Below are 22,432 nucleotides of genomic sequence, written 5' to 3' on the forward strand. Positions count from 1 at the left end.
ATAATTTGCCTCATAAATGACGGGAGCTTGTGATACAGGCTGAGAGTAAGCTAAAAGCTTAGACCGAACCGGACCTAGATAATGCTAGCGGCGGGAGAATTTATCTACTTTTACATACTTTTATACCCTTCATTTATCCAAATTTTTCTCAAAGGATAAAGATGAAAACTCAAATGCTATACGCAAGAGAAGGTATTTTCACTAAAGAAATGCAAATAGTTGCCAAAAAAGAGGGCCTAAGTGAGGATTTTTTGCTTGAGAATTTAGCAAGTGGCAAGATAATAATCCCTGCAAACATAAATCACACAAGTTTAGACCCAAATGGCATAGGCTTTGGTTTAAGGACTAAGGTAAATGTAAATTTAGGCGTTTCAAATGACTGCGTGGATTACAGCGAGGAAATGCAAAAGGTTGATTTAGCACATAAATTTAAGATAGAAGCCATAATGGATTTAAGTAATTACGGCAAAACTTCAGCCTTTAGAGATGAGCTTATAAAAAGATCTAAAGCCATGATAGGCACTGTGCCTGTGTATGATGCGGTGGGCTTTTTGGAAAAAGATTTAAAGCAAATTTGTGCTAAGGATTTTTTAGATGTGGTTTATCATCACGCAAAGAGTGGGGTTGATTTTATGACTATACACGCTGGTATAAATTCTCGTGCGGCTAGGGTGTTTAAAGAGGGCACAAAAAGGATTACAAATATAGTTTCAAGGGGAGGTTCAGTACTTTATGCTTGGATGGCTATGAAAGAAGCTGAAAACCCTTTCTTTGAGTATTATGATGATTTGCTTGAAATTTGCTTAAAATACGATGTAACGCTTTCTTTAGGAGATGCCTTAAGACCGGGTTGCACTCATGATGCAAGTGATGCAGCACAAATAGCAGAGCTTATCGAGCTTTCACTGCTTACAAAAAGAGCTTGGCAAGCCGGGGTGCAAGTGATGATAGAAGGACCAGGACATATGGCTATAAATGAGATAGAAGCGAATATGCAGCTTGAAAAGAGGATTTGTAACGGTGCGCCATTTTATGTGCTAGGACCCTTAGTTACTGATATAGGTGCTGGCTATGATCATATAAGTTCAGCCATAGGAGGAGCTGTTGCGGCTGCAGCTGGAGCTGATATACTTTGCTATGTAACACCAGCTGAGCATTTAAGATTGCCAAATTTAGCTGATGTAAGAGATGGTATAGTAGCCACAAAGATAGCCGCTCACGCAGGAGATATAGCAAAGCTTCCTAAGGAAAGAAAAATTGATGATGAGATGAGCAAAGCAAGGCAAGACATAGACTGGGAAAAGATGTTTAAGCTAGCAATAGACGGAGAAAAGGCTAAGCAGATGTTTAATGAAAGACGTCCGGATGACTTAAATTCTTGTTCTATGTGCGGAAAAATGTGTGCTATGAATACTATGAATTTAATAATGCAAGAAAAAGATGTGAAGTTAGTTTGACTTGAGTGCTAATCTTTAGGGATTAGCACTACTTTATACTATCATCTTTAAATTCATCATAAGCTTTAACCTGTGCCTTGTAGGCCTTAAATACATTTAATATAGCAGCTGCAACGCCTATAAAAACTCCAAAGAAAAAAAGCGTTAGTGAGCCTGTGAGTTCTTTTAGGCCGTATCCTATGCCAATGCCTATTAAAACCGCCACCACTATGGAAATTCCAAGCGAAAGCCCGTCCGCTGCTTCTATGCTTTTTTTTATGATTTTTTGCTTTTTACTCATAGCTCTTTCATGCTTTCAAAGGCTGCGTTTATGGTTGTATCTATCATCTTTTCATTCATCTTAGCACAGATAAAGCCCACTTCAAACTGCGAACAAGCAAGATAAATTCCCCTTTTTAGCATGGCCTTATGAAAGGAGGCAAAATGCTGTAAATTTGATTTTCTGGCGTCTTGGTAGTTATTTACCTCATTTTCGTTAAAGAAAAAGCCAAACATAGAACCAACACAGCAAGTTTGTAACGCAATGTTAGCAGCATTGGCCGCTTCTTTTAGGCCTGAGCTTAGCCTGTAAGCTAGCTTGCCTAAATTTTTGTAAAGATTTTTATCTTTTTTTGCCTTTTTTATGCTAGCAAGTCCGGCCGCCATGGCCAAAGGATTTCCACTTAGAGTTCCTGCTTGATAAACTCCGCCTAAAGGGCTTAAAATGGACATTATCTCGTCCTTTGCTCCGAAAGCAGCAGCTGGCAAGCCGCCTCCTATAACCTTACCAAAGGTGATGATGTCAGCTTCTATGCCATTTATGCCAAAAGAGCCATGAAAAGAGGCTCTAAAGCCGCTCATAACTTCATCAAAGATTAGCACAGTGCCATTTTTCTTGCAAAGTGCTTGTAATTTTTCTAAGAATTCTTGCTTGGCAGGCACTAAGCCCATGTTACCAGCGATTGGTTCTATTATCACGCAGGCTATGTCTTTATGCTTGTCAAAAAGAGCTTCTACGCTTTTGATGTCGTTGTATGTAGCCACTAGGGTATTTTTAGCCACATCTTCTAAAACACCTAAAGATGAAGGTGTGTTAAAGGTAGCAGCACCGCTTCCAGCACTCACTAATAAAGAATCAGAATGCCCATGATAACAGCCGTCAAATTTTAAAATTTTATCCCTTTTTGTGTAACCCCTAGCAAGCCTTATGGCAGACATCGTAGCTTCTGTACCTGAACTTACAAAGCGAATTTTATCTATATGCTTAAATTCTTTTAAGATAGCTTTTGCGAGTTTTGTTTCTAAAAGCGTTGGAGCACCAAAGCTTGAACCCTTTTTTAAAGCCTTTTTGCAAGCTTTCATTATATCCTCATCGCAGTGCCCAAAGAGCAGGGGCCCCCAGCTTTGCACATAGTCTATGTATGAATTTCCGTCTATATCCTTGATGTAAGCACCTTTGCCACTATCTATAAAAAGCGGATTTGTACCAACTGATTTAAAAGCTCTTACGGGGGAATTTACGCCGCCGGGTATGTATTTTAGAGCCTCTTTGAAGGCTTTTTTACTGTTTTGCATTTTTTTGCTCCTTAGTTTTTTCTTGTATATAGTTAAAAAGTATCAAAATTTCCTCATCGGTTAAAGAGTATGTTGGCATTATGCTGCTTGCTTGTTTTGCTTCACTTAAGGATTTTTTAAAATCCTTAAATTCTAAATTCTGTATGCTAGGCACGGTAAAAGCCATTCTTTTGCCCTTTTTTTCATAGTGCCCTAAAATTTGCATTTCTCCGCTTTCTCCGTGGCACTTGCTGCAAGACACGCCGCGAGGGTTTTCATAAAGCATTTTTGAGTATTCTTTTAAACTTATAAAATCTTCAGCTACCAAAGCTATGAAAGATAAAAAAAACAAAAATATTATTTTCACCAGCAACCTTAATAAATAAAGAAGTTATGCTATGATACAATTTTTATTTTTAAAAGGATATAAATGACTTTACTTGACGGTAAAAAAGTTAGCACAAAGCTTAAAGACGAGTTAAAACAAGAAGTGAATGAACTGAAAAAAAATGGTATAGAGCCTTGCTTGGCTGTGATTTTAGTAGGCGATGACAAGGCTAGTAAAACTTATGTTTCAAACAAAGCAAAGGCTTGTAAAGAATGCGAAATTAAGTCTATAGTCTATGAGCTAGGCCACGACACTACGCAAAATGAGCTTTTGGCACTCATAAACACGTTAAATTACGATGATAGCGTGGATGGAATTTTAGTGCAACTTCCTCTGCCAAGCCACATAAACAAAGACATCATCATACAAAGCATAAATTCAAATAAAGACGTAGATGGCTTTCACCCTACAAACATAGGCTTTTTAAGTGCAAACATCAAAGGTTCCTTTTTGCCGTGCACCCCAGCTGGTATCATATATCTTTTAAAGGAATACAAGATAAATTTAAAGGGTCTTGATGTCGTTATCATCGGTGCTTCAAACATCGTAGGTAAGCCGCTTTTAATGATGTTTTTAAATGAGGAAGCAACTGTTAGCATTTGTCATTTACAAACCAAAGACATAAAAACCTACACACAAAAGGCTGATTTAATCGTCGTAGCAGCAGGCTGTGCAAACCTTTTAAAAGCAGATATGGTAAAAGAGGGTGTTATAGTGCTTGATGTTGGTATCAATAAAATAGGCTCAAAACTGCTTGGCGATGTGGATTTTGAAAATGTTAGCAAAAAGGCCTCTTTTATAAGCCCGGTTCCCGGCGGAGTAGGGCCTATGACCATAGCAATGCTTCTTAAAAACACCGTTAAGGCAGCTAAAAACAGACTAAAGGCTGCAAAATGAGCACTTTTAAAAAGATTAAACATTTTTCAAATTCTTGGCTAGGCTCTATAATTATAGTTTTAATAGTTATATTTGTCTTTATACAAGCCTTTGTTATACCTAGTGGTTCTATGAAAAACACCTTGCTTGTTGGCGATTTTCTCTTTGTTAAAAAATTTTCTTATGGCATACCAACCCCGCATTTGCCTTGGCTTGAAATACCCGTTTTGCCTGATTTTGATGGGGATGGACATTTAATATCTGCCGAGGGACCACAAAGGGGCGATATAGTTGTCTTTCGCTACCCTAAAAATCCCAAAATTCACTTTGTTAAAAGATGTGTTGCCAAAGGAGGCGATGAAGTTTTAGTAAGTGCAAATAGCCTGTATGTGCGTATGAGCGAGGGCGATGAGTATATGAGGCAAAATTATCCTAATGACTTAGTAGAGATTGATAACAAACTTTTCGTTAAAGAACCATACAAACAAAGGGGGATACATTATGATGAAAGCGTAAATTTAGAACAACTTTACGCCATAGCCATGAGTTTAAATAAATTCGCAATGCAAAGTGAAGTTATAAACTCTTTTGGCGAATTTTCCTTTAGCGGTGCGAATGCTTATAGCTTTGTGGTGCCTGAAAATGAGTATTTTATGATGGGAGATAATAGGGCTAATTCTGAGGATAGTCGCTTTTGGGGCTCTGTGCATTACAAATTTATCATCGGCAAGCCTTGGATAGTGTATTTTTCCTGGGATAGCAAAAAAAATATCCGTTGGGATAGGATAGGTCGCTTTGTAGATACCTTGGAAAATGATGAAAAATTTATAAGAATAAGCGGGGATTAAGAACGAAATAAAACTTATTATAAAGGATAAATCATGGCAGTAAATTATAATGAATTAGATATAAGCGAGTTAGATGATTTATACATCAAATCCAATCAAAAGCTAAAAAATCTAAGAAAAAAACATGAAAAAATATTAGAGGAAATAGAAAATAACATTTACGACAAAGAAAATATCTTAAAAGTGATTTACGCAAAAGAAAATTTTGTCAAGTTCAAAGATAGCAAGCTTTATAAAGACTTGCAAGAATATAAAAAAGAAAATCCAAAAGGATATGAAAGGTTAGAGCAAGAACTAATGCAAGACATTGCTAATGGGGCAGATTAGTATGTTTGAGATTAGAATAAAAGATAAGGCACAAAAAGAATACGAAAAAATTTACATAAAAACAAAGAAGTAGGCTTAAAAATAGCGATCTTAATAAGTAAAATAAAAGTGGCTGAAAACCCTTTCGATATGCCAAATGTTAAAGCTTTAAAGCTCATAAAAATGCTTATAGGTGAAGAATTTCCAACTATAAAATTATAGGAATTTTGGACGAAAATAAAGAGATAAAAATCATAGACATAATCAGAATAGCAAAAAAAGAGATGATAAGACTTACAAAGGCTTGTAACTAGCGATATTTCAAGTACAAATTTAACTAATTCAAACCCCTTTCAAGCTCGTTGTAGTACAAGGTAGTCTTACCGCAACCATGAATTCCGGCAAAAAAGCTAGCTATTGCCATTTAAATCTCTATACCCTTAAATTTACAAGATTATAGCATTAATTCATAATTTTTAGCTAAAATAAGTCCTTTATATAAAACACAAAGGAAAAATATGAAAAAAATTCTAGCTTCTACAGCTTTAATTTGTGCGCTTTCTAGCTCTTTGATGGCTGAAAATGACGGATATTTTGCAGGTTTAAGCTATGCTTATGGCTCTTTTACTGATGGCATATCTTTGCTGGGGCTAACAGGTTCTAATGCTTACACAGGACATAGATTTGGACTTTATGGCGGTTATACAGATGTGCTTGATTCAAATTTAGCCCTTAGATACTACGGCACCCTTGACTTTGGCACAGATTATACAAGAGGCAGCAATCAAGCTCATTATTCTAGCATAAACCTTTATGCAAACGCCGATGCCATATATAAGTTCTTAGAGCAAGATGGCATAGAATATTCAGTGTATGGCGGTTTAGCACTCGGGCTTGTTAATGGCAAATACGAGTTTAGACAAGCTTCTACTAGCGAAACAGGCTTAGGACTTGGTATAAATTTAGGTGCTAGGATAAATTACGAAGCCTTTGGCTCTAAATTTAGCACAGAGCTTTACACAAGAACAGGACTCATAGACTCTGTTTTAAATGGCTCTGATTCTCAAATAGGCATAAGAACCTCTTATCTCTTTTAATCATCTAAGATAGGGCTTTTGCCTTATATTAAAATCAAATCTAAACTCTTAAATTTTAATCTTACTTGCTTAAAAATTGATATTTTTTTAGCAAAAGAGCTATGAAATAGATAAAATTCATATTATTAAGCATTTATTAATAAATATTGTTTTATAATGGTGTCCGATTGTTTTATAAAAAACAATGAATTTTCTTTATAAAGGAATTTGCTATGAAAAAAATCTTAGCTAGTGTAGCTGTTGTAGCAGCTTTAAGTACTTCTGCTGTGGCTGAGGAAAGCGGATATTTCGCAGGTCTTAGCTGGGGATATGGTTCAGCTGGAAATAAAATATCTTGGTTGGGTTTAACAAGCTCTGGCGATGAAGGTAGAAAAGGAACTTCACCTTTAAGATTTGGTGTATATGGTGGTTATAATCAAATGTTTGATAATGCCTTTGGTGCTAGATATTACGCAAGTATTGATTTTGGTGGAAACTATACAGACGGTTCTAATAAGCCACATTTAAAAGCTCCTTGGAATCTTTATGTAAACGCTGATGCTATCTATAACTTCACTTCAGGTGGTGTAGAATTCGGTGCTTTTGGTGGTCTAGGTCTTGGTTATGTTAACTATGAATATGTTGTTGATAAACAAGGCAAAAGCAAAGGTGGAGTTGATCTAGGCTTAAATCTTGGTCTTAGAGCTAACTACGAACTATTTGGTTCTAAATTCACTACAGAACTTTACACTAGAACAGGTCTTTATAGCTCTGTAAAAATATATGATCAAAAAATCAACAACTCTATCATAGGTCTTAGAACTTCTTACAACTTCTAAAACCCTTAGCGAGGACAAATCCTCGCTAAATTCTTTAATTTTAACTTCTTAATTCTACTTTTAAAAACTTGCAAAAAATCTTGAAATTTTCAGCAAAAATATGAATTTTTGTTTAATCATTCGTGAGCAAAAAAGGATATGATAAAAGAAGATATAGCAACTTATAGGGCAATGATACTGCTTATATTAAGTTCTATTTTTGCAATAATTGGCTACGCTATTATCAACATAGAAAAATTAACAACAAATCAAACAACAATAGGAATTATTGTGAGTTTTCTTTTGCTTGTAGGCTTGTTTATAATGCTTAAGATATACTTAAAAGCTAGAAAGATTTTAAAGGATTTAGAATGACAATTTGTGCGATAGTGGGCATAGCACAAATTGTCATTAGCACTCAGAAAACATACAAAGATGACAAGTGAGATTAAGTTAAGCCACAAACAAAATAGTCAAAATATATCCTAAACCTCCTAGCAATAAAAACAAAACAAAGGCAAAGGCAAAGCTGTTTAAACCTTGCTTAGCTAGACTTTTTATATTAATTTGCAAACCCAAGGCCGCCATAGCCATAGACAAAAATATCAAGGACAAAAACTTGCAAACAAAGATCAAATTTTCATTGAGAGCAAATAAAGAATTTACAATGATTAAAGCCAAAAAGATTAGTGCGAAGTAGGGTATGTGTAGAGCCTTGTCTTTTGAATTCTTAGAAAACAAAAAGGATATTATAAGTAAGGCAGGAACTAAAAGTATGACCCTTATCATCTTTACTATGAGTGCTGAATTTGCCGCCTCCTCACTTATAGCCGCACCAGCTCCTACGACATTTGCCACCTCGTGCAAGGAAAGCCCTATAAAAAAGCCCATTTCAAGCGGCTTAAAATCTAAGATGCTGTTGTAAAGTATGGGATAAAGCAACATAGATAAAAGTCCAAAAAGAACCACGGTAGAAACTGCTATCACTCCTTTATAAGCCTTTGATTTTAAGGCTGATTCTAGGGCTAAAACAGCTGCTGCACCGCAAATCGCAGAGCCTATGCAAACTAGGATAGAAAGCTCCTTATCTAACTTAAAAAATCTCACTCCTATATAAAAGCCAAGTATCAAAACAAAAGAAATCATAATAAGAGAGGCTAGAATTCCACTAAAGCCCAAGCTTAAAATTTCACTTAAGGATATGTTAAAAGCATATAAGATTATGCCCAACCTTAGTATCTTTTTAGCGCTAAAAGCCACTCCACTTGCAAAAAGCTCGTTTTTATTAAAATAAAGCTTTGAAAAAAGAAGTCCTAAAAATATAGCTAGTATAAGAGGAGAAAGATGTAAAGCCTCTATAAAAGAAAGCTTAGAAAGAAAAAAGGCTAAAATGCTTAGTAAAAAAGTGAATAAAAGCCCATATAACACTAAAAATCCTTTTTATTTATTAAAAGAAGTATTATAGCTAAAATTTAAGGCTTGAAATTTAAAAAAAGAGTAGGGCAGTGCTCTTAAAATAGTATTGCAAAAGAGCTAACCTTACATCTTAATGAAATAATTATATTGTTCTTTGTTTTAAAGTTCATTTTTTAAATCAATTTAAATAGCTTAAAACTTTTTATTATCATTAATATAAAATTATGATAATAATATAAATATTATAATATTCTAAATTTATCTTTATATTTTCTTAAAATCTTTCAAAGCTATTTCATCTAGGTAAAATTCTCTGCAAAAAAATATAAAAAATTTTATGGATAAGTTTTTATATGATAAAAGGTAAAATGCTATAAACACTATAAAATAAGCTTTTGTTTATATATAAGAGAGTAGAAGAAGAGATTTTAAAAAAAGTTTGAAAATTATAGTTTTCAATACAAAATTTATTATTTTATATATTTTTACCTTTTATCATATAATTTTACATATTAATTAAGTTTTATTTAATATAAATATTTAAAGATAAATATAAATAATAAAGATAGAAATTTTTTAGCCTTTGCCTTGCTAAATTCTTGATTAAAGTAAGGAGGTAAAATTTTATATAAATTCATTTTTTTATTGTATCATGCTTTAAAAGTTTTAAAGAAGGTTTTGATGAAATACCCACTTGACTGCGAAGATGATTTTAAATCCTCCCTACTCTTTTGGCTTACTCGTTATGTGAAATTTAAGCTAAATTCCTTATCAAATAAAGAGGTTAAAAATCCAAACGAACTCGCAGCTGTGAATTTTTGTCTATCTCGCAATGTAAGATCCATAGAAGAGCTTGACGCACTAGCAAAAAGGGCTAGAAATGCCGGACTTACTGGGGTTAATACTTATTTCATACCACTTAAAAAAATGTATGATCTTTTGATAAGATACAAGCTTTATTCTATGAAGCAAATTGATGAGGAGCTTGTCATAGAGCTTTTGTCAAGCCTCACAGCCTCACTTTCTGACGCCTCAAAGAAAAATTATAGAATTTCTATGATGAATTTTTTTGACTTTTTAGACAAGCAAAATGAGGAGGAAGGCAAGGCACATATATATGATATAAGTCTTAAAAATTGGGCTGGTATAAGCGGTCTTAGGGGAGAGAAATTGCCTGAGTTTATGAGCGAGGAAGAGCTTGTTAGCTTTTTAGAAGCCATTGATCAGGTGGATTTTAAAAAAAACACAGCAAGAAATCAACTCATCATAAAAATCATCATTTTTACAGGCATTAGAGTTAGCGAGGCTATAAATTTAAAGCTAAAAGATATAAGCGAGGAAAGGGATCTTTATGTCTTTAGGATACGAGGCAAGGGCAATAAATACCGAGTTGTTATGGTAAAAAAAGAGCTCATCTCTCATCTTTTAAGCCAAATTAATATAAATTATAACAACAAAGACAATCTACTTTTCACCAACAACAAAGGCTCTGCCCTAACCCAAGCCTATGTTTCAAGGATAGTTGAGCAAATTTTGTTTAAGGCTGGAATTCGTAAGCAAAAAAACGGCGCTCATATGCTAAGACACACCTTTGCCACCCTACTTTATAAAAAGCAAAAAGACTTGGTCTTGGTGCAAGAAGCCCTAGGACACGCTTCCTTAAACACCTCAAGAATTTATACACATTTTGATAACGAAAAACTAAGGCTTGCCGCTGAAGTAGCAAAAGAAGTAAGCGAGAAGAAATAAAATAGCCTTTTAAATTTTACAACTCTTTAACACTGCTCTTTGATTTTTAAAAGCTCTTTTACAAAATATCTTAAATTTTGCTTAGTATCCCTCTTTCTAAGCTCTACTATTTCATCATAATCAAGACTTAAGAGCTCACAAAATTCCCTACCGTTTAAAAGTTCATTTTCTTCAAATTTATCCTTCAAATCACTCTTTAAGATTGTTTTATCCATTTGAAAGAAAGAGCAAAGATAAATTTTCGCCTTGTAAGCTCACAAACCTTTAATATAGAAAAAGAGCCACTTGCAGGATCGCACACCAAATCGCCCTCCTTTGTAGTGGCTAGGATAAGCTTTTTTTGAAGTTCTAAGGGTTTTTGATGAGGGTGTGTTTTATCAACTTTTTCACTCCAAACATCAGTTATGTCGTGCAAGCTCCAAGTAGCCTTAGCCTTTATAGGCTCTTTTTGCAAGATTAAAAGATATTCACTTTTTCTACGCGTTCTATAGCCCATACCTATCTTTTGCTTATCCCAAGTTATCATATCCACAAGTTTAAAAGAAGTATTTATAAGCCAAGGTTTCACGCCCTCAACTAAATGAAATTTATCCACCCACAAAAAGAGGTATTTTGAGGGCTTTAAAATTCTATTTATCTCCTTTATGAAAGTTATTATTGTTTCCTCGTTCATTTGTTCTAGCTGCGCTCTTGCCCTGCCCCGCTTTTTGCCCTCATTTCCATACTTAAGTTTATCTAAAACGCCTCTATATTGTGGATCAAAAAAGCACAAATCCACGCTTTGATTTTCTAAAACTTAAGCAAAGATAGTCCGTCTATCTCGTTTTTGTGATTAAATTTAGGAGAGTTCATAAAGCTTTTTTCTTTCGCTTGAATTTGCTATTTTTAGCTGTTGCCTGTATTTAGCTATGGTGCGTCTGCCTATTTGTATGTTTTGAAATTCCTTTTGAGCTAGGGCAAGTAGCTTTTCATCGCTAAGCGGCTTTTTCTTGTTTTCATTTTTGATTAAATTTTGTATATAGTCTTTTATAGCAGCATTTGAGGTTTCGCCCTCCTCATCAAGTGCTGTGGAAAAGAAGTTTTTAAGAGGTATTACCCCCCTTTCACAAGCTAAATATTTATTTGCTATAGCTCTTGAAATGGTAGAAGCATTCCTTTGCAAATCCTCAGCCAAATCTTGCAACCTCATAGGCTTTATATCCTTGCCTAAGAAAAAATCATACTGATGTTCTACTATCATAAGCCCTATTTTATAAAGTGTGGCCTTTCTCATTTCTAAGGCATCTACTAAATTTTTAGCCTCCTTTATGTATGAGTTTAAAAACTCGTGCGTCATAGAATCAGTTTCTAAAGAAATTTCAGGATAATACTCATCATTTATTTTGACCTTTATTTCATTTGCGTCTTTGTAGATGTATATATCAGGCGTGATTTGTGCGCTATCGTCAAAATACTCTATAAAAGGCGGTATGCTAAATTTTTTTATAATGCTTAAAGCCTCTTTGTATAGTTTTTCTTTGGTGTATTCTTGTATGTTTTCAAAATTTCTTATTAAAACAAGGCAAAATTCATAAAGCTCATCATCAAGCTCTAAGCCCTCAAGTGCAAATTCAAAGGCTTCTTTGTAATCAATAGCACCAACTCCCACAGGCTCTAAAAATTTAAATCTCTTTCTAGTTCTTTCAACCTCTTCTTTTGAAAAGTCCTTTAAAAGCTCCTCATCATACTCAAAATAACCCTCATTATTTAAACACTGAATTATCTTTGCTGCTATGTCTTGGGACTTTTGAGTTGGAAAAAGGGGTGGGAGTATTTGCTCATCTAAAAGCTCATAAACGCTTTTTTTGCCTATGCTCATAGCCTCTAGGGTGTCGCTTATCGAGTTTTTATGAAAGCTATCATAAAAGCTTTTGTTTTTACTATCTCTTGAGCTTATGTTTTCTTTTACGCTTACGAAAGGATTGTCCTTTGTAAATTCATCTAGGCTTTCTTTTAAATCTTCTATATTTGCTTGAAGTATGGGAAGCCAAGAACGCAAGGTTTGAGATAGTTTTGTCTTTTGGCTTTGATTTACTTTTTGTCTTAACATTAGTCTAGGAGTTTAAACTCCGCTCCTAAGTAGTATTTTTTCACATCTTGATTATGTGCTATCTCAGTAGCACTACCCTTTGCTAAAACAGAGCCAGCCCTTATAACATAAGCTCTATCACAGATGGCTAAGGTTTCTCTTACATTATGATCTGTTATCAAAACTCCAATGTCTAGCTTTTTAAGCTCCTTTATAAGACTTTGAATTTCAGCCACAGCTATGGGATCAACACCTGCAAAGGGCTCATCAAGTAGTAAGAATTTAGGATTGCACATAAGCGATCTTGCTATCTCACATCTTCTTCGCTCTCCACCGCTTAGGCTTAAACCCTTTCTAAGCCTTATAGGTTCTATGCTTAAAAGCTCTAGCATTTGTTCTATCTTATCTCTTAAAATGTCTTTATCTTTGTAGAAAAACTCCCCAGCTAAAAGTAAATTATCCTCCACAGATAAATCCTTAAAAACGCTACTTTCTTGAGGCAAATAACCAATGCCCTTTCTAGCCCTTTTATGTAAAGGGTCTTTTGTTATATTAACATCATCTAAAAAAACGCCCCCAGCACTAGGCGGTATAAGCCCACAAATCATATAAAAAGTAGTGGTTTTTCCAGCTCCATTTGGTCCTAAAAGCCCTACTATTTCGCCACTATGAATTTCTAAGGATATGCCGTGTATGATCTTTGTTTTTTTGATGATTTTTTCTAAATTTTTAACCTCTAAAATGCTCATAAACCTTGTATTTCCTTTTGTTTTCATCTTTTGTAGTGCTAAGCTTTATAAGCATACTTTCTAGCTTAAATTTTAAAAGATAAGCCTCTAAATCCTCCTGCCCCCACTCTACTAAATGAAGCCCTTTTTCAAAGAAATTTTCAAATAAACCATTTTCTAGCAAGGCTTTTAAGCCATTTTGATATATATCATAATGATAAATTTTGGTATTTTTTGCCTGATAGCTTTGCATTATGCTAAAGGTAGGAGAGCTTACATCCTCGCTTACGCCCTTATATCTAGCTATGGCTTTTACAAGGCTTGTTTTTCCACTTGCTAAATCTCCTTGTAAAAGCACTATGCCCTCATCCTTTATAAGCTCACAAATGCTATTTAACTCATCTTTTGCTAGTATAAATTCTCTCATAGTTTTTTTACAAATTCATCTTGCCTGTTTTTAGCTATATTTTTAACAGTAGGTATGGCTAAAACCTCGTATATATCGGTATGGGTGTTAAATTTCAAAGAGATTATGTCTTTAACCTTAACCTCCTTGCTAGGTTTAACAACTATATCATTTATGCTAACAACACCGCTTCTACACATATCCTCAGAAATTGCTCTTCTTTTTGTGATATTTACCGTGTTTAAAAATTTATCTATTCTCATATCATAATTTTAACAAAAAAGATAAAAATTTGGAACAAAAAATGCTTATTTTCTAGCTTTTTTTTATAAGGATTTTTAGTTACAATTATATTTTATTTTTTTTCTAAGGATATGCGATGAAAGATAGTGTTAAAAAAGTGGTTTTAGCCTATTCTGGTGGGCTTGATACCAGCATAATTTTAAAATGGCTACAAGATGAGTATAAGTGCGAGCTTGTAACCTTTACCGCTGATATAGGACAGGGCGATGAGCTAGAAGAAGCTAGAAAAAAGGCTTTAAGCTTGGGCGTAAAAGAGGAAAATATTTTTATAAAAGACTTAAGAGATGAATTTGTAAAGGACTATGTTTTTCCTATGTTTAGGGCAAATGCCATTTATGAGGGCGAGTATTTGCTAGGAACAAGTATAGCAAGACCCTTAATAGCAAAAACCCAAGCCCAAATAGCCATACAAACAGGAGCTGACGCAGTTAGCCACGGAGCTACGGGCAAGGGAAATGATCAGGTAAGATTTGAGCTTGGATATTTAGCCTTTAATCCGGATTTAAAGATAATCGCACCTTGGAGAGAGTGGGATTTAAACAGCCGTGAAAAGCTACTTGCTTACGCACAAAAACACGGCATTGATATATCTAAGAAAAAGGGTAAATCACCCTACTCTATGGACGCAAATTTACTTCATATATCTTATGAGGGACTTGTTTTAGAAGATCCGGCAAAAGCACCTGAGGAGGATATGTGGAGATGGACAAAAAGCCTAAAAGAAGCAGCAAATGAAAGTGAAAAAATAGAGCTTGAGTTTAAAAAGGGCGATTTAGTAGCCATAAATAATGAATTTTTAAGCCCTGCAGGACTTTTAACAAGGCTAAATGAACTAGGAGCTAAGCACGGCATAGGTCGCCTTGACATAGTTGAAAACCGCTTTGTAGGTATGAAAAGTAGAGGTTGTTACGAAACTCCGGGAGGCACTATACTTTTAAAGGCTCACAGAGCTATAGAAAGCATAACGCTTGATAAGGAAGCGGCTCATTTAAAAGATGAGCTTATGCCAAGATATGCACATTTAATTTACAATGGTTTTTGGTTTAGCCCTGAAAGAGTGATGCTACAAGCCTTGATAGATGAATCGCAAAAATGCGTAAATGGCAAGGTTTATTTAGAACTATACAAAGGAAATGTGATAGTAAGAGGTAGAGAAAGTGTAAATGATAGCTTGTTTAATGCTGCTTATTCTACCTTTGAAGAGGATGAAGTTTATAATCAAAAAGACGCTGCAGGTTTCATAAAACTAAACGCCTTGCGTCTCATCATAGCTGGAAAAGCTGGAAGGAAATTTTAATGAAAGTTTTACTTATAAAAGATGTAAAAGCTCTTGGTAAGGCAGGAGAGGTAAAAGAGGTAAAAGACGGATACGGGCAAAATTTTTTGATAGCAAAGGGTTTTGCAAAAGCGGCCACCACAGAGGTTTTAAGAAAATACGAATCTGATAAGAAAAAAGAGGCTGAAAATTTGCGTTTTGAGCTAGCAAATTTAGAAAAACTAAAAGAGGAGCTGGCAAAAATCACTATAAGCATATCTAAGCCTTTGGGAGCCAATGGACATTTATTTGGTGGGGTTACAAAGGATGAGATAGCAAGTGCTTTAAAAGAACAAAAAAATATAGAGCTAGATAAAAAAAGCCTAGAGCTTCCTAGCATAAAGGAGCTAGGAACTTATGATATAAGCGCAAAGCTAGGACACAGTATACAAGCAAATTTTAAACTAGAAGTAAAGGCACAGTAATGTTTCACGCAACTACCATTTTAGCCTACAAAGGCAAGAATAAATCAGTCATAGGCGGAGACGGACAAGTAAGCTTTGGACATACGGTTATGAAAGGAAATGCTGTAAAAATTCGCAAACTAAACAATGGCAAGGTTTTAGCCGGTTTTGCTGGTAGTACTGCTGATGCTTTCATGCTTTTTGATATGTTTGAAAATCTGCTTCAAAGCTCAAAGGGAGACCTTTTAAAGGCTGCGATTGATTTTTCAAAGGCTTGGAGAAAAGATAAATTTTTAAGAAAATTAGAAGCTATGATGTTGGTGCTTGATAGAAAGCATATATTTTTACTATCTGGAACAGGAGATGTGGTAGAGCCTGAAGATGGTGCTATAGCAGCCATAGGAAGCGGTGGAAACTACGCACTTTCAGCGGCACGTGCCCTAGCAAGACATGCTAACTTAGATGAGGAAGAGCTCGTAAAATCAAGCCTTAATATAGCGGGTGAAATTTGCATTTACACGAACACAAACATAAATATTTACAGCATAGAGGATAAAACAGAATGAATTTAACACCAAAAGAAACGGTCAAATTTTTAGATGAGTATGTTATAGGACAAGCACAGGCTAAAAAACTCATAGCCATAGCACTTAGAAACAGATACCGCAGAATGAAGTTAAGTGCTGAAATGCAAGATGACATCATACCAAAAAATATACTTATGATAGGCTCAACCGGTGTCGGTAAAACCGAAATCGCAAGAAGGTTAGCCAAAATGCTTGGCTTTCCTTTTGTCAAGGTTGAGGCTAGCAAATACACAGAGGTTGGCTTTGTGGGACGAGATGTCGAAAGCATGGTAAGAGATTTGGCAAATGCGGCCTTAAATTTGGTAAAAAATGAACAAAGACAAAAAAATCAAGACAAGATAGATGAGTTTATAGAGGAAAAAATCCTTGAAAAGCTTTTACCGCCTCTGCCAAAAGGGGTTAGCGAGGAAAAGCAAGATGAGTATAAAAATAGCCTTGAAAAAATGCGCAAAAAGCTTAAAAATGGGGACTTAGATGAAAGTGTGATAGAAATAGAAATTTCTCAAAATATGTTTGATACAAACCCAAATTTACCGCCTGAAATGGGAGCTATGCAAGATATTGTAAAAGTAATTGGCGTTGGCTCTAAAAGAGTTAAAAAGGAAATGAAAATAAAAGACGCCAAAAATGCCTTGCAAAATGAGGCTAGCGAGAAAATTTTAGATATGGAAAGCATAAAAACAGAGGCTTTAAGAAGGGCTGAAAATGAGGGCATTATCTTTATAGATGAGATTGATAAAATAGCCGTTTCAAGTGCAAATTCAAACAGGCAAGACCCGAGTAAAGAAGGCGTGCAAAGAGACTTGCTGCCTATAGTAGAGGGTTCTAATGTGCAAACTAAGATAGGAAATTTAAAGACTGATTACATACTTTTTATAGCAGCTGGAGCCTTTCATCTTAGCAAGCCAAGCGATTTAATCCCTGAGCTTCAAGGCCGTTTTCCCTTAAGGGTTGAGCTTGATAGTCTAACTTCAAAAGCACTTTATGAAATTTTAACCAGGCCTAAAAATTCACTGCTAAGGCAGTATAAAGAGCTCTTAAAAACAGAGGGCGTGAACTTAGAATTTGATGATGAGGCCATAAAACACATAGCCGACATAGCTAGCAGAGCAAACGAGGAAATGCAAGACATAGGCGCTAGAAGACTTCACACCGTTATAGAAAAGCTTTTAGAGGACCTTAGCTTTGAGGCTGATGAGTATGCGGGCAAGGACTTTGTTGTAACGAAAGAACTTGTCGATGAGAAGCTTTCAGACATAGTAGAAAACAAAGATTTGGCTAGGTATATCTTGTGAAAAGCGGCTTTGTAAGCGTTATAGGGCGAACAAATGCCGGTAAAAGCACACTTGTAAATTCATTGCTAGGCGAGAAAATCGCCCTAGTCTCTCACAAAAGAAACGCAACCAGAAGAAAGATTAATGCTATCGTTATGCATGATGATAAGCAAATAATCTTTATAGACACGCCCGGACTTCACAAAAGCGACAAGCTTTTTAACCAAAGTCTAATAGAAAGTGCCAAAAAGTCCATAAAAGACTGTGATATAGTGCTTTTTGTGGTGAGCGTTAAGGATAGTACAAAAGATTACGAGGATTTTTTAGCATTTCATAAGGATGTGAAGCATGTACTTGTGATTAATAAGGTTGATTTAGAGGACAAAAAATATCTCTTAGATAAGATACAAGAATATGCGAAATTTGATAAGTATTTTCAAGCTTTAATACCTTTTTCTTGCAAGAAAAAAGCTTATAAAAACATCCTACTTGACGAGCTGTGCAAACACCTTAACTACGACCATTATTTTTACGATACGGATATTTTAAGCTCAAGCTCTCAAAGAGATATTTATAGAGAATTTATCCTAGAAGCTTTATTTGAAAGCTTTGCTGACGAGCTTCCTTATAGTAGCGATGTGATAATAAATGAAGTAAAAAATAAAAATGATATATTGCATATCAGTGCGAATTTAATCACAGACACCCAAGCACACAAAAAGATACTAATAGGCAAAAACGCAGAGGCCTTAAAAAGAATAGGCATAAAGGCCAGGAAAAAGATAGAGAAATTTGCCTCTTGCAAGGTAAATTTAGAACTTTTCGTGCTTGTAAAAAAGGCATGGACAAAGGATAAACAATTTTTAGAAAAAATCTTAAGATAAATAAAGAACCATCGCTCAAACTCTGCTCTTTCAAGCTACTTAAGCATATAAAGATAGAAATAAAAGAAAGTTCTAGCCAAGAGGAAATCTTTGAAAAAGCTGCAAAGGAAGCTATGATAGAGGATGAGAAATTTTCTTACGCTTTTTCGTATGATGTGCATTCAAACGAGGCTGATGTATTTTTTACAAAATATGAAAATTTAGACCCAAAAGCTAGCATAAACCTTGCGGAGCCTATGTTTTATAAAGATTTAAACGATAAAGATAGCTTTGTTGTGCTTGTTTTTAAAAAAGATTACGCCTTTTGCGCCTTTTTTAAGGAGCAAACACTGCTTTATTTAAAGGCTTTAAGCTTAAATGATGATATAGAAAAATTTATACAAAGCAACTATATAAAAGAGATTTGCAAGGAGTACGCAAGCAAAATCATCTTTATACAAAGTGATGATAAGAATATGATTAAGTCACTAGAGCCTTATTTTGAGCTAGAAATAAAAGAAATAAAACAAGAAGATGTAAACAAACTTAAAAATTTAGATATAAAAGATAGTCTAAATTTCACGCGAGATGAAAGCAGCAAGGACAAATCTTTTCTTAAATTTCTTGCCATAAGTTTTATACTAAGCTTTTTGCTTGTATTTTTTTATCCAAAACTTGCGAATTTTAGTTTTGAAAAAATCGATGACAAGGAGCTTGAAGCACTAAAAAACGAGCTTTTACAAAATGAAATTTTACTTAAAAATCAAGAAGCAAGCGTTAAAGAACTAGAACTTAATTTGCTTCCTTTTATATTCATAAGCGATATAAAGCCTATATTTGAGCTTTTAGACAAATACAAAATAAAGCTTAAAAGCCTTAAAATAAACGGTAAAGAACTGATACTTAGCATGAAAGATAGCAACGACGAGCTTATTAAAGAGCTTTTTGAAAATAAGGATTTCGTGTTAAAGGGCAAAAAAATCGAAAATGGCTTTTTAAATATAATATTAGAGTTAAAAGATGAGTGAAAAAATAGCCTATTATCTAAACAAGCTTAACAACAGAGAAAAGGCTTTATTGGCTGTGTTAAATATAATTTTTGCTGTGTTTTTGGCACTATATTTTCAAGATGATAGCAAAAACTTAAACGATACTACAAATTTAAAGGATTTGCAGGCAAATTTAAGCGAGCAAAGAGAGAAAATTGAGGATTTAAATAGCATTTTAAAGCATTTTAGGCCAAGTTATAAAAATATCTTAGATGAATTATACAGCCTAGCTCAGCAACATTCTTTGGCATTTTTAAGTATCAAAAATTCATCAAATCAAGAAAAATACATAAATAAATACACAATTTTAATAGAATTAGAAAGTGATTTTTCTAAAATCATATACTTTATACAAGCCTTGCAAGGCTCAAAATATGTATTTTTAATGCCAGAAATTAGCTTGAATAAAGAAGAAAATTTGCTAAAAGCTCAAATTAAATTAGAGCTTTTAAGCTTGAAAGATTAATGTAAAAAATGCCTTACACCTGTAAAATAAAGTGCTATGCCGTATTGGTTTGCAGCCTCTATAACTTCATCATCTCTTATACTGCCTCCGGGCTGAACGATAGCCCTTACTCCTACCTTACTTGCCTCATCTATGCTATCTCTAAAAGGAAAAAAGGCCTCAGATGCCAAAACGCAGCCTTCTAAGTCAAGCCCCATATCCTTAGCCTTGCTTATAGCAGCCTTAGCCGCATCAACCCTACTTGTCATACCCATACCTATGGCCACCATAGCACCGTTTTTCACATAAACTACATTGTTTGACTTGCTTAAGGCAGCTATTTTAAGGGCTATTTCTAAGTCCTTTAACTCCCTTTCGTCCGCTTTTCTAAGAGAAACTAATTTAGCATTTTCAAGCTCATTTTTAGCTACAAAATCACTTTCTTGATAAACAAAGCCTCCATTTATGTGCTTAAAGCTATATTTATCAAAAGCAGGGACTAAAAAGTCTGTGTTTTGAGTAAAAATTTTTATACGCTTTTTGTTTTCAAATACCTTTAAAGCCTTTTCATCCACATTTGCAGCTATGATAAGCTCTATGTAAATTTCATTTATCTTTTTAGCTAAGGCTTCATCTAAAGTTCCATTTATAGCCAACACTCCTCCATAAGCACTGACAGTATCGCACTTAAGAGCATTTATATAACTTGAAAGCAGATTTTCTTTTATGGCAAAGCCGCAAGGATTTGCGTGTTTTACTATGGCTACTGCGGGTAGCTTACCAAAAGATGAGGCTAAGCTTAAGGCTGCGTTTATATCGTTTAGATTATTAAAAGAAGCCTCGCCCTTTAGGGTTTTGTAATTTTTAGTAAAATAATCCTCAAATTCATACAATGCACCCTTTTGATGAGGATTTTCTCCGTATTTTGTATCAAAGCACTTCTTGCCAACTATGAATTTTGTATCTCCAAAACCTTTCTTAAATCTTTCATTCATATAATTTGCTATGAAAGCATCATAGCTTGCAGTATGCTCAAAAGCCTTTATCATAAGCTTTTGTCTTAGGTTTAAGCAATCTTCTTCATCATTTTTTTTAAGGCTTTCTAAAACAGCTTTAAAATCAAATTTATCGCAAAGCACCCAGACATCTTTATAGTTTTTTGCCGCCGCTCTTAAAAGACTTGGTCCTCCTATGTCTATGTTTTCAACTATCTCATCAAAATCTTGCGTTTTTTGTGTCGTTTGCTTAAAAGGATACAAATTTACACAGACTAGGTCTATACTTTTTATTTCAGCTTCTTGTGCTTGTTTTTTATGGCTTTCATCGGCTCTTTTATATAAAATTCCTCCGTGAATTTTAGGGTGTAAGGTCTTTACCCGCCCTTCAAAAAGCTCGGCACTTTGTGTAAAATCGCTAACCTCAAGCACCTCTAAGCCACCCTCTTTTAAAAGCTTATAAGTGCCGCCTGTGCTAAGAAGCTCAAAGCCTAAATTAGCAAGTTCCTTAGCAAAATCTAAAATTTCATCCTTATCACTTACGCTTAATAAAGCTCTTTTCATTCTCTCTCCTTAATATTTTTTATAAACTCATAAATATCCACTACAAAAAAGTTAAAAACGCTTAAATTCTTATAAAAAACGCAAGCCTCTTCATTGCCTAAAATACAAGCCTTTAAATAAAAGGCCTCGGCTTTTTCTTTATTTTTTTCAGTTCCCATAGCATTTTCATACAAAAAGGCTAAATTTTTACAGGCCACAGCCTCATTCATAGCACAAGATTTTTCATACAAAACAAGGGCTTTTTCATAGTCTTTTTCATCATAAAAACTCGCTCCAAGATTATTACAGGCTCTAGAATCATCCATCTTACAAGCCTTTGCATAAAAATACCTAGCCTTTGAAATATCCTTTTTAAGACCTCTAGCATTTACATATAAAACGCCTAAGTTAAAACAAGCATCGCTTAAGTTCATATCACAAGCCTTTTGCCAAAATAAGGCTGCATCTTGATACTTTTTATCATAATAGTATAAATAGGCTAAATTTAAACAAGAATCATTATGCTTCATCTCATCACAAGCTTTTTTATAAAGCTTTTTTGCTTCCTCATTAATATTTGCCTCAGCATAAGATATAGCTAGATTATGACAGGCAAAGGAATCTTTCATTTCACAGGCTTTTTCATTTAAAATTCTTGCTTTGGTGGAGTTTTTCTCAACACCCATTGCCTCGCTATATAAATAAGCTAAATTCGTACAAGCAAAAACCTCTTTCATATCGCAAGCCTTTTGCCAAAGATTAGCAGCTCTTTGATAATCATTTTTTTTATAGTTTAAAATCCCCAAAGTGTAACAAGCCTTAGAGTGAGAAAAATCACAAGCTTTTTCATACAAAGAATTTGCTTCATCAAACTTAGCTAAATCATAAGCCTTTTGTGCCAAATCAAAACAGCTTTTAGCACTCTCACAAGAAAAAGCAAGGCTTAAAAAAGAGCAAAGGCAAAAGAGTACTTTTTTTATCAAAA

At 34.5% G+C, this 22,432-nt stretch carries 26 protein-coding genes and 1 pseudogene; 15 read left to right on the forward strand and 12 right to left on the reverse strand.

Annotated features, from left to right (window positions below; genetic code table 11):
* Positions 1-161 precede the first annotated feature (161 nt).
* Positions 162-1,457: a phosphomethylpyrimidine synthase ThiC gene (gene thiC, locus CAV_RS04380; protein ID WP_094325288.1), complete on the forward strand. Its 1,296-nt coding sequence runs from the start codon at positions 162-164 to the stop codon at positions 1,455-1,457.
* A 28-nt stretch (positions 1,458-1,485) separates the two neighbouring features.
* Here the strand turns inward: thiC and CAV_RS04385 are convergent, their stop codons facing one another.
* From CAV_RS04385 to CAV_RS04395, 3 genes are read right to left on the reverse strand one after another with little or no spacing between them, the layout of a single operon-like run.
* Positions 1,486-1,737 carry an AtpZ/AtpI family protein gene (locus tag CAV_RS04385; protein WP_094325289.1) on the reverse strand — a complete coding sequence of 84 codons (252 nt, stop codon included), beginning with the start codon at positions 1,735-1,737 and terminating at the stop codon, positions 1,486-1,488.
* Positions 1,734-3,011, reverse strand: coding sequence for a glutamate-1-semialdehyde 2,1-aminomutase (hemL, locus tag CAV_RS04390; protein WP_094325290.1), 1,278 nt, complete (start codon positions 3,009-3,011; stop codon positions 1,734-1,736). Before hemL ends, CAV_RS04385 begins: the two co-directional genes overlap by 4 nt.
* Positions 2,998-3,357 (reverse strand): c-type cytochrome, encoded by a 360-nt coding sequence (locus CAV_RS04395; RefSeq protein WP_094325291.1) that lies wholly within the window; start codon positions 3,355-3,357, stop codon positions 2,998-3,000. The genes hemL and CAV_RS04395 overlap by 14 nt, the downstream gene beginning before the upstream one ends.
* A gap of 63 nt (positions 3,358-3,420) precedes the next feature.
* Here CAV_RS04395 and CAV_RS04400 point away from each other — a divergent pair, with 63 nt between their 5' ends.
* From CAV_RS04400 to CAV_RS04425, 6 genes are all read left to right on the forward strand, one after another.
* Positions 3,421-4,275: a bifunctional 5,10-methylenetetrahydrofolate dehydrogenase/5,10-methenyltetrahydrofolate cyclohydrolase gene (locus CAV_RS04400; RefSeq protein WP_094325292.1), complete on the forward strand. Its 855-nt coding sequence runs from the start codon at positions 3,421-3,423 to the stop codon at positions 4,273-4,275.
* The gene (gene lepB / locus CAV_RS04405) at positions 4,272-5,102 is read left to right on the forward strand and encodes a signal peptidase I (protein ID WP_094325293.1); all 831 of its coding nucleotides are present in this window, start codon (positions 4,272-4,274) and stop codon (positions 5,100-5,102) included. The genes CAV_RS04400 and lepB overlap by 4 nt, the downstream gene beginning before the upstream one ends.
* 33 nt (positions 5,103-5,135) lie before the next feature.
* Positions 5,136-5,429 carry a hypothetical protein gene (locus CAV_RS04410; protein WP_094325294.1) on the forward strand — a complete coding sequence of 98 codons (294 nt, stop codon included), beginning with the start codon at positions 5,136-5,138 and terminating at the stop codon, positions 5,427-5,429.
* A 497-nt stretch (positions 5,430-5,926) separates the two neighbouring features.
* Positions 5,927-6,505, forward strand: a complete 579-nt coding sequence (locus CAV_RS04415) for a hypothetical protein (RefSeq protein ID WP_094325295.1) — start codon at positions 5,927-5,929, stop codon at positions 6,503-6,505.
* Positions 6,506-6,717: 212 nt separating this feature from the next.
* Entirely contained in the window at positions 6,718-7,323 is a 606-nt protein-coding gene (locus CAV_RS04420; protein ID WP_094325296.1) for an outer membrane beta-barrel protein, read from the forward strand.
* A gap of 138 nt (positions 7,324-7,461) precedes the next feature.
* Positions 7,462-7,677 carry a hypothetical protein gene (locus tag CAV_RS04425; protein WP_094325297.1) on the forward strand — a complete coding sequence of 72 codons (216 nt, stop codon included), beginning with the start codon at positions 7,462-7,464 and terminating at the stop codon, positions 7,675-7,677.
* A gap of 78 nt (positions 7,678-7,755) precedes the next feature.
* Here CAV_RS04425 and CAV_RS04430 read toward each other — a convergent pair whose 3' ends face one another.
* Positions 7,756-8,730: a YeiH family protein gene (locus CAV_RS04430; RefSeq protein ID WP_094325298.1), complete on the reverse strand. Its 975-nt coding sequence runs from the start codon at positions 8,728-8,730 to the stop codon at positions 7,756-7,758.
* Between the two features lie 669 nt (positions 8,731-9,399).
* Here CAV_RS04430 and CAV_RS04435 point away from each other — a divergent pair.
* Positions 9,400-10,467 (forward strand): tyrosine-type recombinase/integrase, encoded by a 1,068-nt coding sequence (locus CAV_RS04435; protein ID WP_094325545.1) that lies wholly within the window; start codon positions 9,400-9,402, stop codon positions 10,465-10,467.
* Between the two features lie 26 nt (positions 10,468-10,493).
* On the opposite strand, the gene CAV_RS04440 is transcribed toward CAV_RS04435, so the two are convergent.
* From CAV_RS04440 to CAV_RS04465, 6 genes and pseudogenes are all read right to left on the reverse strand, one after another.
* A complete protein-coding gene (locus CAV_RS04440) occupies positions 10,494-10,655 on the reverse strand; it encodes a hypothetical protein (RefSeq protein WP_157676319.1) in 162 nt (53 codons plus the stop codon).
* An 8-nt stretch (positions 10,656-10,663) separates the two neighbouring features.
* A pseudogene (locus tag CAV_RS04445) lies at positions 10,664-11,319 on the reverse strand (DNA-methyltransferase).
* The gene (locus CAV_RS04450) at positions 11,306-12,556 is read right to left on the reverse strand and encodes an RNA polymerase factor sigma-54 (RefSeq protein ID WP_094325300.1); all 1,251 of its coding nucleotides are present in this window, start codon (positions 12,554-12,556) and stop codon (positions 11,306-11,308) included. Before CAV_RS04450 ends, CAV_RS04445 begins: the two are co-directional and overlap by 14 nt.
* Positions 12,556-13,284, reverse strand: coding sequence for an LPS export ABC transporter ATP-binding protein (gene lptB, locus CAV_RS04455; RefSeq protein ID WP_094325301.1), 729 nt, complete (start codon positions 13,282-13,284; stop codon positions 12,556-12,558). Before lptB ends, CAV_RS04450 begins: the two co-directional genes overlap by 1 nt.
* Positions 13,265-13,690 (reverse strand): tRNA (adenosine(37)-N6)-threonylcarbamoyltransferase complex ATPase subunit type 1 TsaE, encoded by a 426-nt coding sequence (tsaE, locus tag CAV_RS04460; protein ID WP_094325302.1) that lies wholly within the window; start codon positions 13,688-13,690, stop codon positions 13,265-13,267. The genes lptB and tsaE overlap by 20 nt, the downstream gene beginning before the upstream one ends.
* On the reverse strand, positions 13,687-13,932 hold the full coding sequence (locus CAV_RS04465; RefSeq protein ID WP_094325303.1) for an RNA-binding S4 domain-containing protein: 246 nt from the start codon (positions 13,930-13,932) through the stop codon (positions 13,687-13,689). Before CAV_RS04465 ends, tsaE begins: the two co-directional genes overlap by 4 nt.
* A 116-nt stretch (positions 13,933-14,048) precedes the next feature.
* Between CAV_RS04465 and CAV_RS04470 the strand changes: the two genes are divergently transcribed.
* The 7 genes from CAV_RS04470 to CAV_RS04500 all read left to right on the forward strand — a co-directional run bounded on the left by CAV_RS04470 (position 14,049) and on the right by CAV_RS04500 (position 19,930).
* Positions 14,049-15,269, forward strand: a complete 1,221-nt coding sequence (locus CAV_RS04470; RefSeq protein WP_094325304.1) for an argininosuccinate synthase — start codon at positions 14,049-14,051, stop codon at positions 15,267-15,269.
* A complete protein-coding gene (gene rplI, locus CAV_RS04475; RefSeq protein WP_094325305.1) occupies positions 15,269-15,712 on the forward strand; it encodes a 50S ribosomal protein L9 in 444 nt (147 codons plus the stop codon). The genes CAV_RS04470 and rplI overlap by 1 nt, the downstream gene beginning before the upstream one ends.
* Positions 15,712-16,257, forward strand: a complete 546-nt coding sequence (hslV, locus tag CAV_RS04480) for an ATP-dependent protease subunit HslV (RefSeq protein WP_094325306.1) — start codon at positions 15,712-15,714, stop codon at positions 16,255-16,257. The genes rplI and hslV overlap by 1 nt, the downstream gene beginning before the upstream one ends.
* The gene (hslU, locus tag CAV_RS04485; RefSeq protein WP_094325307.1) at positions 16,254-17,573 is read left to right on the forward strand and encodes an ATP-dependent protease ATPase subunit HslU; all 1,320 of its coding nucleotides are present in this window, start codon (positions 16,254-16,256) and stop codon (positions 17,571-17,573) included. Before hslV ends, hslU begins: the two co-directional genes overlap by 4 nt.
* Positions 17,570-18,436 (forward strand): GTPase Era, encoded by an 867-nt coding sequence (gene era / locus CAV_RS04490; RefSeq protein WP_094325308.1) that lies wholly within the window; start codon positions 17,570-17,572, stop codon positions 18,434-18,436. Before hslU ends, era begins: the two co-directional genes overlap by 4 nt.
* Positions 18,437-18,549: 113 nt before the next feature.
* Positions 18,550-19,443 (forward strand): hypothetical protein, encoded by an 894-nt coding sequence (locus CAV_RS04495; RefSeq protein WP_094325309.1) that lies wholly within the window; start codon positions 18,550-18,552, stop codon positions 19,441-19,443.
* Complete coding sequence (locus CAV_RS04500) at positions 19,436-19,930, forward strand: hypothetical protein (protein ID WP_094325310.1); 495 nt, start codon at positions 19,436-19,438, stop codon at positions 19,928-19,930. Before CAV_RS04495 ends, CAV_RS04500 begins: the two co-directional genes overlap by 8 nt.
* Here CAV_RS04500 and purH read toward each other — a convergent pair.
* Complete coding sequence (purH, locus tag CAV_RS04505) at positions 19,927-21,468, reverse strand: bifunctional phosphoribosylaminoimidazolecarboxamide formyltransferase/IMP cyclohydrolase (RefSeq protein WP_094325311.1); 1,542 nt, start codon at positions 21,466-21,468, stop codon at positions 19,927-19,929. The two genes, CAV_RS04500 and purH, sit on opposite strands and share 4 nt — an antisense overlap.
* Entirely contained in the window at positions 21,465-22,430 is a 966-nt protein-coding gene (locus tag CAV_RS04510) for a tetratricopeptide repeat protein (RefSeq protein ID WP_094325312.1), read from the reverse strand. The genes purH and CAV_RS04510 overlap by 4 nt, the downstream gene beginning before the upstream one ends.
* Between the last annotated feature and the right edge of the window lie 2 nt (positions 22,431-22,432).

The sequence above is a fragment of the Campylobacter avium LMG 24591 genome, from assembly GCF_002238335.1.
GTDB lineage: Bacteria > Campylobacterota > Campylobacteria > Campylobacterales > Campylobacteraceae > Campylobacter_D > Campylobacter_D avium.